The following is a 15,728-nucleotide window of genomic DNA, read 5'->3' as shown; positions in this document are numbered from 1 at the left end:
TAAAAATAGACAATCATTATGCCAAATGCAAAATAGTGACGGCTGAAATTTAGTTTTAGTGCCTAATTTCATTTATTTCTAAAAAAAATAAAATTAATTTTATAAAAACTGTAACATATTAAAAAAAGCAAAGTCATTATAAAAAACTAGCAACCATTACTTGAGTATAACAAATCAAAATATCGAAGAATTAATCGCACTTTGTAAAAACAACAATCAAAAGGCCCAATTCGAAGTTTACAATCGTTATTGTAAAGCTATGTACAACGTGGCTTACAGAATTGTAAAAGACGAGCATTTTGCACAGGACGTCATGCAGGAAGGTTTTTTGAAAGCTTTTACAAAAATTAACGATTACAAACAGGAAGTTGCGTTTGGTGCGTGGCTTAAAAAAATCATCATTAATTATAGTATTGATTTTTATAAGAAAAACAATGCTTTCCAGATGGAAGACCTGAACAAAACGCTTTTTAAAATAGAAGAAAACGATTCTATATTGTCTGAAAGTATTGATCTGAATTCGCTTAAAGTGAAACAGGTTTTAGATACCATTTCGGGCCTGAAAGACAATTACAGAATGGTTTTGACGCTCTTTTATATTGAAGGCTATGATCAGGAAGAAATCTGCGAAATATTGAATATTAGCTACGCCAACTGCAGAACCACTTTAAGCCGCGCCAAAGAAAGTTTACGAAAAAAATTAGAGGAGATATGAAATCGCCACTTAAAAAAAGTTTGTGTACACAAACACCAATAAATAAAAAGGCGATACCATATATCACCTCTAAAAAATAAAATCTGGATATATGAAAAAGGAAAATGACGATTTAGATCAATTATTTAACAAGTTTGAAAATCAATGGGATATTCATGAAATGAATCCGGATCATCAAATTGATTTTTTAGACAAATTGAATAACAAAAAGCCACGAAAAAAGAATTATGCCGGCTGGGCCATTGCTGCATCTATTGCTGTGCTTTTGAGTGTATCACTATTTTACAATAATAATGAAAAACCAAAGGAACTCAAATTTGCATCGCAGGAAACCAAACGTACCGATTCTATCTTCAGTATTTTAATCGAGAATGAGCTAGTTAAATTAAAAGAAAAGAATTCGCCGGAAAATGAGCAGATTATAAATGATGCATTAAAACAAATGAAAGTGTTTGATGCCGATTATGAAAAAATCATTAAAGAGGTTCAAAAAAACGGAGAAAACAAGCAAATTATTTACGCTATGATAAGCAACCTGCAAACGAGAATTTCTTTTTTGCAGACGGTTTTGAAGCGAATTGAAGAAAACGAAAATTTAAAAAACACATCTAATGAAAAAACATTATAATTTACTAATCTTATTGCTTTTGATTCCTTTTTTAGGATTTTCAAATGATGATACTTTTATTACCAAAGAAAAAAGTATCAAAAAGACCTATATCGTCAACTCTAATGCAGGAATTGATATTGATAATAAATATGGAAACATCACAGTATCGACCTGGGATGAAGATAAAATTGACCTTGACATTACCATTAAAGTTAATGGCACAAACGAAAACTGGGTAAATGAAAAATTAAACAGTATTGACGTTGAAATTACAGCGCTGAAAAGCTTAGTAACTGCAATAACTAATATTGGAAACTCGACTTTTAAAAGCAAAGGAAGCAATAACAGTTTTGAAATTAATTATGTTATTAAAATTCCTAAAAATGGTTCTGTAAAATTAGTTAACAAATATGGAAACATTACAACGCTCAATTTAGAATCGACAACGGATATTAGCTGTAAATACGGAAAAACAATATTAGGAAGATTAAACGGTTCAAGCAACCGAATTGAAATTGCATACTGCCAAAATTCAAGCATTGAGTATATAAAAAACGGAAATATTGATGCCAGATATTCGGGCTTAAAAATCACGGATTCCGGAAATCTTAACCTTGATGCAAATTACACCGATGTGACCTTAAATGATGGCCAAAATATTAAATACAGCTGTAATTACGGAACTTTTAAATTTCAGAAAATCAATTCATTATCAGGTTCCGGGAATTATTTAACCATTTCGATTGGAGAAATTTCAAGCAGTTTTAATTTTGATACCAATTACAGCAAAATCAGTGTTAAAACTATTACTGAAAAAGCTGGAAATATCAGCATAAATTCAGGATATACAGATGTATCACTTGGTTTTGATCCCAACTACGCTTTTGATTTTGATATATCTGGCCGATACAGCAATATTAAACCTGACAATGCTTTAGATATTTCGGTTTCTGAAACTAAAAGTAATACGAAAAGAATAAGCGGCTTTTACAAGAAAAAAGGACAAAATAAAATCAACATCAATACAAACTACGGCAGTGTGTCAGTATTAAAAAATTAATCATCTAAAAAATCAAGACTATGAAAAAATCAATTCTATTATTAGTTTGTACAGTGTTTCTTTTGAGTTTCAATACAAACGCTCAAAATAAAATTAAAGGAAACGGTAAAATTGTAACTGAAACCAGAACTACAGGAGATTATGACGGTATTAAAATTTCGGGTTTTTATGATGTAAATCTTGTTGCCGGAAAAGAAGGAAAGATTACGATTAAAGGAGAAGAAAACTTACTGTCATCAGTTAAAGTTGAAGTAGAAGATAACACCTTAAAAATTTATATTGAATCATTCAAAAACATTAGACCAAGCAGCGGTAAAACTATAGAAATCACGGTCCCGTTTGAAAAAATTTCTAATGTCGCTATGTCAGGATCAGGAAATGTTCAAACAAAAGATATCATTAAAAGTGACAAGCTTCAAGCTAAATTATCAGGCTCAGGAAACTTTAATTTAGCAATTGATTCTAATGATTTTGAACTTAGTTTAAGCGGTTCAGGAAATGTACATTTAAAAGGAACTGCTGATAATTTCACCACAAAACTTTCTGGCTCCGGAGATATTGATGCCGAAAATTTAAAATCTAAAAATGTAGATGTAAATGTTTCGGGTTCAGGAAATAGTAAAGTTACCTGCAATGATAAATTAACCGCAAGGGTTTCTGGCTCTGGAAACATTAAATATACCGGAAATCCTGAAAAACGTGATGTAAAAGTTTCGGGATCAGGAAATATTTCTAAAGCCTAATTTTATATAAAAGCTCAATAATAAATTTACTTTATCATCAATCAAATAACAGAACAGCAGCATCTTGTTTATTATTGAGCTTTTATTTATCATTAAAAATTAGACTTAATCTTATACAATAAAAAAGCCGGACAAACGATTTTAAAATCAATGTCCGGCTTTTAAATATAATTTTAAAAAGGATTTTAAATTGCCTTTTTTGGTACTCTTCTTAATAGAAAAATAGAAGTAACAAAGAAAACTGCCAAAATAACAATTGCCGCGCGCGGACTCCCTGTTATTTGATCAATAATTCCGTAAACACACATTCCTATTACAATTCCTATTTTTTCTGCAACGTCATAAAAGCTAAAAAATGAAGCCGTATCTTCTGTTTCAGGCAATAATTTTGAATACGTAGAACGTGACAAAGCCTGAATTCCACCCATTACAAATCCTGCAACAGTTGCCATAACATAAAAATGCATTGGCAATGTGATGAAATAAGCCAGCGCACAGAAAACTGCCCAAATTGCATTTATAAAAATCAATGTCGAAATATTTCCATATTTTTCAGAAGCTCTTGAAGTTAAAACAGCACCAACAACAGCAACTAGCTGAATTATCAGAATACAAATAATTAAACCAATTGTACTTTCTTCTTTTGATGACCATTGAATTTCCTGTGCTCCAAAATAAGTTGCAACCAGCATTACTGTCTGCACAGCCATACTTGAAACAAAAAATCCACCTAAATATCGACGTAAAGGAACATTTTCATTCAATAAAGCCCAAACTTTTTTTAGTTCTTTGAAACCATTAAAAAAAACATCTTTTGTTAATTTTTGAGTTGTTTCTTTTCTTCCTTTTGGTAAATAATAATACGTATACTGGCTAAATAAAATCCACCAAACTCCTACCATTATAAAAGAATAACGCATTGCTTTCATTGCAGGTTCTGGACCAGAAATATTAAACAATTCTGGTTTCATAATCATTGCTAAATTGATAATCAGCAAAATAACGCTTCCTATATATCCCAAAGAATATCCTTTTGCACTAATTCTATCCTGCTGTTCTTCAAAAGCAATATCCGGAAGATAAGAATTGTAGAAAACCAAACTTCCCCAATATCCTAATAATCCCAGAAAGTAAAATGCTAATCCTACATAAATATTTGCGAGATCAAACCAATACAATCCCATACAGGAAAGTGCTCCTAAATAGCAAAAAAACTTCATGAAAGATTTTTTATTCCCAACATAATCAGCAATTCCTGATAATAATGGTGAAATAAAAGAAACTACTAAAAAAGCAGCCGCCGTAATAAAACTAATTAATGCCGAGTTTTTTAAGTGAAGTCCGAAAACATCAATATAATGATTATCTTTTGGAAAAAGTGCATCATAAAAAATTGGAAATACAGCCGATGCAATGGTAAGTGTATAAACTGAATTTGCCCAATCATAAAATGCCCAGGCATTTAATAATTTCTTATCTCCTTTTTGTAGGTTTTTCATAGAAATGGTTTTGTTATTGCGCTACGAATTTATCCAATTTTTATGATAATCAAATATAAATTATCGAATTCGTGCATTATTAAATTATAAAGAATTTAAAGCATAAAAAAAGCTACTCGAAAGAATAGCTTTTTAATATTTTTAAAATATTTTTTATTTGATAACACCAACTTTAAGTGCAATTGACTTAGCTTCTGGAATTAAAGACTTTATATTGGCAATTCTCGTTGCATCAGACGGGTGCGTGCTCATAAATTCCGGTGTTCCCGAACCTCCCGATTTAGCCGACATTCTGCTCCAGAATGCAACAGCATCATCTGGATTATATCCGGCAATAGCCATTAAAGTTAAACCTATTTTATCTGCTTCGCTTTCATTACTTCTGCTAAATGGTAGCATTACTCCTACTTCAGATCCAATTCCGTAAGCCTGTGCAAATATTTGCTGTGTTGCTTCAGATTTTCCGCTTGTTGCTGCTCCTAAAGCCGCTCCACCAATTTGCTGTAATTGTGCCGCCGACATTCTTTGCGCTCCATGATTAGCTAATGCGTGTGAAACTTCATGTCCCATTACGGTTGCTAAACCAGATTCATTTTGTGTTACAGGCAATATTCCTGAATAAACAACAATTTTTCCTCCAGGTAAACACCAGGCGTTGACTTCTTTATTATCAACAAGTTTGTATTCCCAGCGATAATCTTTTAGATATTGTGATTGTCCTAAATAGGCTAAGTATTTTTCGGCTGCAGCTTTAATTTTAAATCCAACCGTTTCTACACGTTTAGCATCGGCTGTTCCGGTTATTACTTTATTCTCAGTCAAAAACTGATTGTATTGCTGGAAAGATGATGGAAATAATTCACTATTTGAAACAAAATTTAAATTTTGCTTTCCAGTTATAGGATTCGTTGCACAGCTGCATACTAAAACAACTGTAAAAAGGCCTGAAATTAAATGTTTTTTCATGATCTTAAAATTTTAAACACACACAAAAATACAATTAAAATTACTCAAAATCTTACACAATTATTTCAATCGCTATCAGAATTTCACTTATTCACCTATAATATGAAGCTCATTAAACTCTTTATCAACAATTAAAAAATTGTTTGATTCAAAGCTAATTTTATCAAATTCAATTCTTTCGTTGTCGATTTCGATTTCAGTCACTTTAAAAGGAAGTCCAATTAAATTAATTTTATACTTGCTGTATGGTGTATCATATTTTCCTTCCTTATGAAGCTGAATTATGAGTTCTTTCTCTTTTCCAATTGATCTTAACGATAAATGGCTGTAACGGCCTTTTTTATAATCGTAACCGTCTTGAGCATCTTCATAAACTCCGGATTGTTCTTTACCATTTTTATAGTAAACATCAAGTGTTAATTCGTCAAATTCTAATTCACCCACATATTGCTGCACCGGATATTTTGGGATGATCGCACCCGCTTTTACGAAAACCGGAATTTCATCAAATTTAGTATCAACCCAGATTTCTCGTCCTCCAACAAAAAGTTCATTTGTCCAGTAGTTATACCATTCACCTCTTGGTATATACATACGTCTACCTACAGCATTAGGTTCAAGAATTGGACATACTAATATTTGATTTCCAAAGATGAATTCATCATTACGATAATGCGTTTGTGTATCTTCCTGATCGTAATAAACCAAAGGTTTCAACATTGGAAGTCCTTCTTCGATATACTGCCAAAACATCGTATATAAATACGGTAATAATTGATAGCGAAGGCTGACAAATTTTCTGGTAATATTAATTACTTCTTCGTCAAAAGCCCAAGGTTCCTGATTTCCGTGATCTCCGGAAGAATGCGTTCTGCAAAATGGATGAAAAACACCTAACTGAATCCAGCGTGCATATAATTCACCTGTTGGCTGTTCTGCAAATCCTCCAATATCAGAACCTGTAAATCCCATTCCTGAAATTGACATTCTCTGCACCTGAATATTTGCAATCCATAAATGTTCCCAAGTTGCGACGTTATCTCCTGTCCAGGAAGATGTATAACGCTGTGCACCAGAATATGCCGATCTTGTAATGACAAATGGACGTTTTGGATAAGCAAATCGTTTTACACCATGATAGGTTGCCCTTGCCATTTGAGTTCCGTAAATATTATGTGCTTTTCTATGACTGCACGGATTTCCGTCGTAAAAATGACGAACATCCATTGGGAACGTTTTATTTGGAACCTCCATTACGGCAGGTTCATTCATATCATTCCAAACTCCTTTTACTCCTATTTCTGAAACTAATTCTTTAAATAAACCAGCCCACCATTCTCTAACTGCGGGATTTGTATAATCAGGAAAATTACATTCTCCCGGCCATACTTTTCCTTTCATATATGGGCCATCAGCTCTTTTGCAGAAATAATCTTTTTCCAAAGCTTCTTTATAAACCCAATAATCTTTATCGATTTTAATTCCCGGATCGATGATTACAACGGTTTTAAAGCCGTCTTCGGCTAATTCAGCGACCATTCTTTTTGGATCTGGAAAATAGTTTTTATTCCAGGTAAAACATCGAAAACCTTCCATATAATCAATGTCCAGATAAATGGCATCGCACGGAATTTTAAGTTCTCTAAATTTTGAAGTGATTTCTTTGACTTTACTTTCAGGATAATAACTCCATTTACATTGGTGATATCCTAAAACCCAAAGCGGCGGTAATTCTGGTTTTCCGGTTAAATCGGTATAAGTTGTTACAACATCCTGCATTTGAGGACCGTAAATAAAATAATAATTCATTTCACCACCTTCTGCCCAATAACTGGTTACATTTCTTCTTTCCTGACAAAAATCAAAAAAAGTTCTAAAGGTATTATCAAAGAAAATACCGTAAGATTGTTTATTGTGTAAACCAATATAAAACGGAACTACTTTATAAAGAGGATCTTGTTCTTTTTGATAAGCATATTGATCTGTAGCAAAATTTTCTACTCTTTTGCCTTTTAAATTCATTTGAGTTGCTTTATCTCCAAGACCGTAAAAACATTCGCCGTCTTTAGAAGATTTACTCATTTTTACAATATTTCCGCCATATTCGTAGCTTTCTTCCCAATGAAAACCAAGTTCATCTTCCAAAATCAGAAAATCATTTAAATCGTAAATCCAAACACGAAGATCTGCCTTTTGAATTTTACATTTTACTTTGCTGGTTCTGATCTGGAAATAGGTTTCTTCTTCTGTAAGTTCCAGAAAATTATAGCCGTGAAGCTGGCTTTTGTCAATTGCATACGAAAAATCATTGCTGAAATATCCTTTTGTAGTAAAGCGAAATCGAATTAAACTGTCCCTAAGAACAGTGACTTTTAAGATTACTTTATTATCTGTATTGAAAAAAATAGAATCTCCTTCATGCTCGTACGAAACAATCTTTGATGGATATAAATCGCCTTTGTATTCTAATGATGTGTTTGTAATCATATCGCCAATGAATTAATTATAACAATAATCTCTATTTCAAACATACAAAAAAAGTTAGTAAAGGGCTATGAATAAAAGGTTTATTCACGAAAACGTTTTTTCTGACTGAGTCTTAAATTAGAGTTCAAAAAATCAACAATTCGATAATTTAAAAACGATAAAATGACAAAACAACACCGCTAAAAATATTTGTCAGATTTTATTTAAACGAAAGAATAAACGGTTACGCTTAAAGGCGGTAAAATTAATTCAACAGAAAAATCCCTTCCGTCATAAGGCGTTGATTCGATTTTTAATGATTTTCCGTTTCCAACACCGCCTCCGCCATAAATTACGGCATCGCTATTAAAAATTTCTTCTAACTGGCCTTTCTTCGGAATTCCAATTCTGTAATTTTCTCGTACCACTTGCGTAAAATTGCAAACTACTATTACATTTTCATCTGCATTATTTCCTTTTCTTATATAAGATAAAACCGCATTTTGATGATCTGAATAATTTATCCATTCAAAACCTTCGCCTGTAAATTGCTTTTCATATAATGCAGGACGGGATTTATATAATTGATTTAAATCTGTAATTAATTTTTTTATTCCCGAATGAAAATCAAACTGTAATAAATGCCAGTCTAAACTTTGTTCGAAATTCCATTCGCCAGTTTGACCAAATTCAGCTCCCTGAAACAATAATTTAGTTCCCGGATGCGTAAACATATAGCCATATAACAATCTCAAATTGGCAAATCGCTGCCATTCGTCGCCCGGCATTTTATAAATAAGAGACTTTTTGCCGTAAACTACTTCGTCATGAGAAAACGGAAGCATAAAGTTCTCCGTAAAAGCATACGTCATCGAAAAGGTCAAATCGTTTTGATGGTATTTTCGATATACTGTTTCTTTTTGAAAATACTTTAAAGTATCGTGCATCCAGCCCATCATCCATTTCATTCCGAAACCTAAACCGCCCGTGAACGTAGGTCTTGAAACCATCGGAAACGAAGTACTTTCTTCTGCAATAGTTTGAACTCCATCAAAATTAGCATAGATAACTTCATTAAATTCTTTAAGAAAACTTATGCTGTCTAAATTTTCTCTTCCGCCAAAAATATTAGCTTCCCATTCTCCTTCTTTTCTGGAATAATCAAGATATAACATTGAAGCTACAGCATCAACTCTTAATCCGTCAGCATGATAATTTTGAAGCCAAAACACAACGTTACTAATTAAAAAAGCACGAACTTCATTTCTTCCATAATTAAAAACCAAGCTTTTCCAATCCGGATGATATCCTTTTCTGCGATCCGGATGTTCGTATAAATGTGAACCATCAAAATAACCTAAACCATGTGCATCGTCTGGAAAATGCGATGGAACCCAGTCTAAAATTACACCAATTCCTTCCTGATGCAGTCTATCCACCAAAACCATAAAATCCTGTGGTTTTCCAAAACGCGAAGTCGGCGCAAAATATCCCGTTAATTGATATCCCCAAGAAGGATCATAAGGATATTCCATAATTGGCATAAATTCTACATGCGTAAAACCAGTTTCTTTAACGTATTTAACCAAATCATCTGCTAATTCTAAATAACTCAAAAACCTGTTATGATCTGCTCGTTTCCAGGAACCTAAATGCACTTCGTAAACGGAATAAGGCTTATCTAAAGCGTTTTTCTCCTTACGATTCTGCATCCAGTTTTCGTCTTTCCATTTATAATCTAAATCCCAGACTACAGAAGCAGTATGTGGCGGTTTTTCACAGTACAAAGCAAAAGGATCTGCTTTTTCAGTTATTATGTCGTCAATATTCGATTGGATTTTATATTTATAAAGAGCTCCTTTTGAAATATCAGGAATAAATCCTTCCCAAATTCCCGAAGAATCCCAGCGAACATTTAAAAGATGTTCTCCCTGATTCCAATAATTAAAATCGCCAACAACCGAAACAGAATGCGCCGTAGGTGCCCAAACGGCAAAGTAAACACCTTTAACTCCATTAACTTCAATTAAATGCGCTCCTAATTTTTCATATAATTTGAAGTGTTTTCCCGCTTTGAATAAATCTATATCAAAATCAGTAAATAGAGAATGTGTGATTACTTTAGTCATATTTGGTTTTTAAGGCAATTGAAATTTTTGGAATTTAATTATTGATTTTTTTTAAAATTTACTCTATTCTAAAGTTATCCGATAATGTAACTCCTTTTTTAATCACAACAATTCCGTCTTTTATGCTATACAATTCATTGGTAAAATTATCCAGATGTTTTCCTCCGTTGATATGAACGTTATTTCCAATTCGAACATTTTTATCAACCAAGGCATTTTTAATAAAACAATTTTCACCAATACCAACATGAATTTTATTGATACTGCTTTCATGGTTCATTTCGTCAAGATCCTGATAAAAATCGTTCCCCATAACATAACAGTTTTCCAACACGGTTCCTACGCCTACTCTTGAACGAATTCCAATCACCGAACTTTTAATTTCTTTTGCATTAATGATACAGCCTTCAGAAATTAAAGATTGATTGATAATTGAATTTCTAAATTTTGATGGCGGTAATAATCTTGGTCTTGTAAAAATTTTGTTTTCATTATCGAATAAATTAAACTCCGGAATATCGGCCGTCAAACCAATATTAGCTTCAAAAAAGGATTCGATGTTTCCGATATCTGTCCAATATCCTTCGTATTGATAACTTAGAATTTTATGTTTTCCAACGGCTTGCGGAATGATTTCTTTTCCGAAATCTTTTGTTTCCTGATTCGCCATTAATTCTTCTAACAATGGTTTATTAAAAATATAAATCCCCATTGAGGCAAGATATTTTTTACCTTTTTCCTGCATATGCTCGCTCACTTCAGATTCCCATTCAGGTAACAATGAAGCGTTTGGCTTTTCGATAAAAGCATGAATATTATTTTCATGATCAGTTTTAAGAATTCCGAATTCCGGAGCATCTTTAGCATTTACCGGCAAAGTCGCAATCGAGATTTCGGCGTCAGCAGCAATGTGCGCTTCAAGCATTTCGTTAAAATCCATTTGGTACAATTGATCACCTGAAAGAATTAAAGCGTGATCAAAATCGTGTTTCAAAAAATGCGACATACATTGTCTAACAGCATCTGCCGTACCCTGAAACCAAGTTGGATTATCCGGAGTTTGTTCTGCCGCCAGAATATCAACAAATGACTGACTGAAAATACTAAAATTGAAAGTGTTTTTGATATGCGCATTTAAAGATGCGGAGTTAAACTGTGTCAAAACAAATATTTTAAAAATATCAGAATTGATACAATTAGAAATTGGAATATCGACCAAACGATATTTTCCTCCAATTGGAACAGCCGGCTTTGATCTCGTTTCTGTTAATGGAAACAAACGTGATCCTTGTCCTCCTCCTAAAATAATAGCAACTACATTTTTCTTTTTAAATTTCATTTTTCTCAATTATTAGGTTGTATATCTCGATATATTCTTGGCAAACACTTTCCCAGGAATGGTCTGCTGACATTCCTCTTCGTAAAACAGTATTAAAATTTATTTTGTCATCGTACAATTTAACTGCACGATTTATAGAATAACAAATATCTCCAACCGAAGCTTGATCATGGCAGATTCCGTTTCCATCATCACCAAAATCAATAACAGTATCTCTTAAACCTCCGGTTCTTCTAACAATTGGAATTGTTCCATAACGCATTGCATACATTTGGTTTAAACCGCAAGGCTCTACTCTTGAAGGCATTAAAATATAATCTGAACCTGCGTAAATCAAATGCGCCAATTCTTCATTATAACCAATAAAAACATTGTAATTGCCTTTATAATCATTACGCAATTGGGTTAATTGCGATTCAATTTCAGCATTTCCCGAACCTAGAATTAAAATATTGATCTCTTCAAAATGTTCTGATAATGCAAGTGCAGAAGCCTGAGGTAGTAAATCTCCTCCCTTTTCTTCAAACAAACGCCCTATAAAACTAAATAATGGCTTTGAAGGATCTAAATCAAATTGGTCGCATAATTTTTCTTTATTTTTCTGTTTTCCAATTTCAAAATTTTCTATCGAATAATTCTCCGCAATCATTTGATCTTTTAACGGATTCCAGACTTCAATATCAATTCCGTTCAAAATTCCTTTAGATTTATTTCTAACAGATTGAAACAAAGATTCTAAACCATTTGCGCTATAATTAATTTCATTTAAATAACTTGGAGAAACTGTAGTAACAGCATTGGCACATTTTACAGCAACTGCCAATGAATTAATCGAATTGCTCCACTCTAAAAACCCAACATGTTTTAAATCGAATTCCGGCAGATAATACAATTTATCAAAACCAAACCAGCCTTGATACAAGCCATTATGAATTGTTATAACCGTTTTAACGTCTTTTAATATTTCATATTTATAAGCAAATTGCAGCAGAAACGGAATTAATCCGGTATGATGATCATGACAATTAATTATATCCGGAATTTTATTTCGGGCAATAATCCAATCTAAAACTGCAATTTGAAAAGATAAGAAACGTTCAATATCGTCCTCATACCCATATACATTCTGACGATTAAATAATTCATTAATTTCAATGAGATATAATTCGTAGCCTAATTTATCTGTGCTTTCTTTTAAAACACTAAAAGGAAAATTGAAATTTCCTAATTTAACTGTTCCCCAATGTACACAGTCAAAATTATTTTCATTTCTAAATTTTGTATCATAAGCCGGGACAACAACTCTAACATCGTGTCCTGCATTTTCCTGATACTTTGGTAAAGCACCAACTACATCAGCCAAACCTCCGACTTTTGCCATTGGATAACATTCTGCACTAATATGAAATATCTCCATTTCAGAAATTAATTTGCGATTATTTTTCAAGAAACAATCATTAATATGCTATTTTTATCTTTTTTTAAATTTAGCAAAAAAATAGGCAAACTACTGCTTCTAAATCAGTTTTATTGAAATGGCAAAAAAGGCAATTAATCCTACTAAATCATTAAAAATTCCACAGATAATTATACTATCTGCCAAAATTTGCGCATTTGTATCCACTAAGTTGGCAACTAAATTTGCTGCTCGACTCTTTACAACACCTATAAAACATAAGGTTCCCAAACGTGAACTTGAAATGGATAGCAAAAGCGTTCAAAAAGTTATTCATGTTTCAGCAATTAATAAAAATGTTGTGACTTATCAATATGGACAAAGTGAGCGTAAAGTTTTACTCGTTCATGGTTGGTCAGGCAGAGGGACCCAATTATTTAAAATAGCCGATGAACTTTTGCAAAATGGCTTTTCTACTATAAGTTTTGATGCGCCTGCACATGGAAAATCAGAAGGAAAAACAACCATAATGTCTGAGTTTATAGCTTCCATTCTGGAAATTGAAAAAGAATTTGGCCCTTTTGAATTTGCAATTGGACATTCATTAGGTGGAATGTCTGTATTAAATGCCATTAAAGATGGTTTACAAGTAAATAACGCTGTAATAATTGGAAGCGGAGATATTGTACAGGATATTTTAGATGATTTTATTTTAAAATTGAAGCTAAAAAAAGAATTTAGTGATCGATTAAGGCTGTTTTTTGAAGATAAATACCAATTAAAAATGGATGATTTTTCGGCATATAAAGCTGCACAAAAAATCGAAATTCCTGTATTGGTAATTCATGATAACGATGATCCGGAAGTTCCTTTAAAAGCAGGAATTCATATTCATGAAAATCTTCAAAACGGATCATTGTTTTTAACTGATGGATTAGGCCACAGAAAAATACTTGGAAATCAAACTGTTATTAAAAAAACTTTAGAATTCATTAAAAATAATTAACTTTATATATAACTATTTCAATATCAAACACTAAAGAAAATTAAAAATGGATTTATTTGGAGAAACAATAGATTGGGAAACTGAATTAAAACCAATTTTAAAAAAATATAAAGGCAAAAAACATCCTCTTGATTATCAAAATACCTATCAGCTTTTAGTAATGGTTGTTTTATCAGCTCAGGATTCAGATGCTAATATTAATAACATTGCTCCAGCTTTATTTGATAAATATCCAACTCTTGCAAGTTTATCAAAAACTGATTTTGAAACTTTTATTCCATATATAAGCAAAGTGCGGAATCATGCAACCAAAGCCAACTGGCTATTGGAAATTGCAAAAACAATTAAAATTGACAAAGATATTCCTTTAACAATGTCTGAATTGACAGCCTTAAAAGGCATTGGAAGAAAATCTGCAAATGTGATTTTAAGAGAAACCAATAAACCGCCAGAAGGAATTATTGCTGATTTACATGTTATAAGAGTTGCTCCCAGAATTGGTATAATAAAAGAGGCAAAAGACGGAAATAAAGTAGAAAAAGAATTAATGGAAGTTTTACCAAAAAATATATGGTCAGAAATTGGGATGGCAATTTCTTTTTTAGGACGGGAAATCTGCAGGCCAAAACCTAAATGTGAAGAATGCCTTTTAACCAATATCTGTTTGTATTACAACAATGTAGTTCTTAAAAATTAGATTATTTTCTACGTGTATCAATTAAGTAAATAATTTTCCACGAATCTTTCTCTTTAAACAATGTGAAAGTATTTACACCAGTATGACTTAATTTATCATTTAAATAAAACTCATATGGTGCCCAAACATGAGCCATAGTTCCATCAATTTGAATATTGTAACTCAAAATTTTCTCCTGAAATTTCATAGTAGACGGAATTGTGGCAATAGATTTATAAAATTCATCTGCACTTTCATTCGATAATTTGTTTCCCTTTACAGAGCTTTCACTAATAGATTGCAAAATCATTTTATCAGCACAAACAGTTTTTATTTTCACCGAATCTTTTTGATGAAATCCTTCAAAGAATATTTCAATAGCTTTTTGAACTTCTTGCTTCTGTGCATTGGATGATAATCCTAAAAGCAGAAAAAATAGAATAAAATAAACTCTCATATTGTAAATTTAAATTAAACGTTAAACTGTGATAAATGATGATCTAAATGTTTCGCAAACATATTATTCCATTCTTTTGTAGATAATTTTCCTAAAGAAAGAGATTCTTTTCCCTGAAATTCACTTTCCCCTAATTCCTGTGTTTTTAGTATATAGGAGATCAATCTGTTTTTTTCCAGTTCAAAATCACGATCACCGGCAATAATAAATTGTGGAGTTGTACTAATATTTCTTGCATACGGTTTTTCGCTTACTATTGCATTTTTAGCTAATAATTTGAGAATTAGCCTAATAAAAACATTTGGCTTAGAATGAATATTATCATAGACCATTTCATACGTTACATTACAATGCGCCAGCATTTGATCAACAGACATTTTACCCCAAAGTGGTTGTGAATCTATTTTAAGCTGATTAATTCGGTTTATAAATTGATCACAGTCTTCTCTTTGAAAAATATTTTGCATAGTTTAATTATAAGGTAAAAACATTAAAGTAAAAGTATAAAATTTACTACTAAAATACGTTTTATAGCAAAAAAAAACTTCAATTAGCAAAGCCAATTGAAGTTTTTAGTACTCAGAGCGGGACTTGAACCCGCACGAACATTGCTGTTCACTGGATTTTAAGTCCAGCGTGTCTACCAATTTCACCATCCGAGCATTA

14 protein-coding genes and 1 tRNA gene are annotated in these 15,728 nt (G+C 32.1%); 6 read left to right on the top strand and 9 right to left on the bottom strand.

The window, feature by feature from the left end; all coding sequences use genetic code 11:
* Window positions 1-160: 160 nt before the first annotated feature.
* The 4 genes from J2Y38_RS17735 to J2Y38_RS17720 all read left to right on the top strand — a co-directional run bounded on the left by J2Y38_RS17735 (window position 161) and on the right by J2Y38_RS17720 (window position 3,128).
* A complete protein-coding gene (locus tag J2Y38_RS17735) occupies window positions 161-715 on the top strand; it encodes an RNA polymerase sigma factor (RefSeq protein ID WP_053474199.1) in 555 nt (184 codons plus the stop codon).
* 91 nt (window positions 716-806) lie between these two features.
* Complete coding sequence (locus J2Y38_RS17730) at window positions 807-1,343, top strand: anti-sigma factor (protein ID WP_309845115.1); 537 nt, start codon at window positions 807-809, stop codon at window positions 1,341-1,343.
* Window positions 1,327-2,385, top strand: a complete 1,059-nt coding sequence (locus J2Y38_RS17725; RefSeq protein ID WP_309845112.1) for a hypothetical protein — start codon at window positions 1,327-1,329, stop codon at window positions 2,383-2,385. The genes J2Y38_RS17730 and J2Y38_RS17725 overlap by 17 nt, the downstream gene beginning before the upstream one ends.
* Window positions 2,386-2,405: 20 nt before the next feature.
* Window positions 2,406-3,128 carry a head GIN domain-containing protein gene (locus tag J2Y38_RS17720; RefSeq protein WP_309845111.1) on the top strand — a complete coding sequence of 241 codons (723 nt, stop codon included), beginning with the start codon at window positions 2,406-2,408 and terminating at the stop codon, window positions 3,126-3,128.
* Window positions 3,129-3,313: 185 nt separating this feature from the next.
* On the opposite strand, the gene J2Y38_RS17715 is transcribed toward J2Y38_RS17720, so the two are convergent.
* The 6 genes from J2Y38_RS17715 to J2Y38_RS17690 all read right to left on the bottom strand — a co-directional run bounded on the left by J2Y38_RS17715 (window position 3,314) and on the right by J2Y38_RS17690 (window position 12,944).
* Window positions 3,314-4,627, bottom strand: a complete 1,314-nt coding sequence (locus tag J2Y38_RS17715; protein ID WP_309845108.1) for an MFS transporter — start codon at window positions 4,625-4,627, stop codon at window positions 3,314-3,316.
* A gap of 153 nt (window positions 4,628-4,780) precedes the next feature.
* A complete protein-coding gene (locus J2Y38_RS17710; RefSeq protein WP_309845106.1) occupies window positions 4,781-5,593 on the bottom strand; it encodes a M48 family metallopeptidase in 813 nt (270 codons plus the stop codon).
* A gap of 87 nt (window positions 5,594-5,680) precedes the next feature.
* Window positions 5,681-8,080 (bottom strand): glycoside hydrolase family 31 protein, encoded by a 2,400-nt coding sequence (locus J2Y38_RS17705; RefSeq protein ID WP_309845103.1) that lies wholly within the window; start codon window positions 8,078-8,080, stop codon window positions 5,681-5,683.
* 203 nt (window positions 8,081-8,283) lie between these two features.
* Window positions 8,284-10,188: a 1,4-alpha-glucan branching protein GlgB gene (gene glgB / locus J2Y38_RS17700; protein WP_309845102.1), complete on the bottom strand. Its 1,905-nt coding sequence runs from the start codon at window positions 10,186-10,188 to the stop codon at window positions 8,284-8,286.
* Between the two features lie 58 nt (window positions 10,189-10,246).
* A complete protein-coding gene (locus J2Y38_RS17695; protein WP_053474210.1) occupies window positions 10,247-11,527 on the bottom strand; it encodes a glucose-1-phosphate adenylyltransferase in 1,281 nt (426 codons plus the stop codon).
* Window positions 11,517-12,944 (bottom strand): glycogen synthase, encoded by a 1,428-nt coding sequence (locus J2Y38_RS17690; protein WP_309845099.1) that lies wholly within the window; start codon window positions 12,942-12,944, stop codon window positions 11,517-11,519. Before J2Y38_RS17690 ends, J2Y38_RS17695 begins: the two co-directional genes overlap by 11 nt.
* Before the next feature lie 118 nt (window positions 12,945-13,062).
* On the opposite strand from J2Y38_RS17690, the gene J2Y38_RS17685 reads away from it, so the two are divergent.
* Window positions 13,063-13,929, top strand: a complete 867-nt coding sequence (locus tag J2Y38_RS17685) for an alpha/beta hydrolase (protein WP_309845097.1) — start codon at window positions 13,063-13,065, stop codon at window positions 13,927-13,929.
* A 46-nt stretch (window positions 13,930-13,975) separates the two neighbouring features.
* Complete coding sequence (gene nth, locus J2Y38_RS17680) at window positions 13,976-14,626, top strand: endonuclease III (RefSeq protein ID WP_309845095.1); 651 nt, start codon at window positions 13,976-13,978, stop codon at window positions 14,624-14,626.
* Between the two features lies 1 nt (window position 14,627).
* Here nth and J2Y38_RS17675 read toward each other — a convergent pair whose 3' ends face one another.
* The 3 genes from J2Y38_RS17675 to J2Y38_RS17665 all read right to left on the bottom strand — a co-directional run bounded on the left by J2Y38_RS17675 (window position 14,628) and on the right by J2Y38_RS17665 (window position 15,724).
* On the bottom strand, window positions 14,628-15,062 hold the full coding sequence (locus tag J2Y38_RS17675; RefSeq protein WP_309845092.1) for a nuclear transport factor 2 family protein: 435 nt from the start codon (window positions 15,060-15,062) through the stop codon (window positions 14,628-14,630).
* A gap of 14 nt (window positions 15,063-15,076) precedes the next feature.
* Complete coding sequence (locus J2Y38_RS17670; RefSeq protein WP_309845089.1) at window positions 15,077-15,529, bottom strand: DUF1569 domain-containing protein; 453 nt, start codon at window positions 15,527-15,529, stop codon at window positions 15,077-15,079.
* 109 nt (window positions 15,530-15,638) lie between these two features.
* Window positions 15,639-15,724 (bottom strand) — tRNA-Leu (locus J2Y38_RS17665).
* Window positions 15,725-15,728: the final 4 nt, after the last annotated feature.

Source organism: Flavobacterium sp. 2755, assembly GCF_031455715.1.
In the GTDB taxonomy this organism is placed as follows: domain Bacteria; phylum Bacteroidota; class Bacteroidia; order Flavobacteriales; family Flavobacteriaceae; genus Flavobacterium.
Note: the sequence above shows the minus strand (reverse complement) of the source record. Positions and strands in the feature narration are given on the sequence as shown.

Coding starts and splice junctions, on each gene's coding strand:
- J2Y38_RS17705 (WP_309845103.1), bottom strand. CDS start 8,080: ATGATTACAAACACATCATTAGAATACAAAGGCGATTTATATCCATCA.
- J2Y38_RS17690 (WP_309845099.1), bottom strand. CDS start 12,944: ATGGAGATATTTCATATTAGTGCAGAATGTTATCCAATGGCAAAAGTC.
- J2Y38_RS17725 (WP_309845112.1), top strand. CDS start 1,327: ATGAAAAAACATTATAATTTACTAATCTTATTGCTTTTGATTCCTTTT.
- glgB (WP_309845102.1), bottom strand. CDS start 10,188: ATGACTAAAGTAATCACACATTCTCTATTTACTGATTTTGATATAGAT.
- J2Y38_RS17695 (WP_053474210.1), bottom strand. CDS start 11,527: ATGAAATTTAAAAAGAAAAATGTAGTTGCTATTATTTTAGGAGGAGGA.
- J2Y38_RS17730 (WP_309845115.1), top strand. CDS start 807: ATGAAAAAGGAAAATGACGATTTAGATCAATTATTTAACAAGTTTGAA.
- J2Y38_RS17670 (WP_309845089.1), bottom strand. CDS start 15,529: ATGCAAAATATTTTTCAAAGAGAAGACTGTGATCAATTTATAAACCGA.
- J2Y38_RS17720 (WP_309845111.1), top strand. CDS start 2,406: ATGAAAAAATCAATTCTATTATTAGTTTGTACAGTGTTTCTTTTGAGT.
- J2Y38_RS17710 (WP_309845106.1), bottom strand. CDS start 5,593: ATGAAAAAACATTTAATTTCAGGCCTTTTTACAGTTGTTTTAGTATGC.
- J2Y38_RS17715 (WP_309845108.1), bottom strand. CDS start 4,627: ATGAAAAACCTACAAAAAGGAGATAAGAAATTATTAAATGCCTGGGCA.
- J2Y38_RS17685 (WP_309845097.1), top strand. CDS start 13,063: ATGGCAAAAAAGGCAATTAATCCTACTAAATCATTAAAAATTCCACAG.
- J2Y38_RS17675 (WP_309845092.1), bottom strand. CDS start 15,062: ATGAGAGTTTATTTTATTCTATTTTTTCTGCTTTTAGGATTATCATCC.
- nth (WP_309845095.1), top strand. CDS start 13,976: ATGGATTTATTTGGAGAAACAATAGATTGGGAAACTGAATTAAAACCA.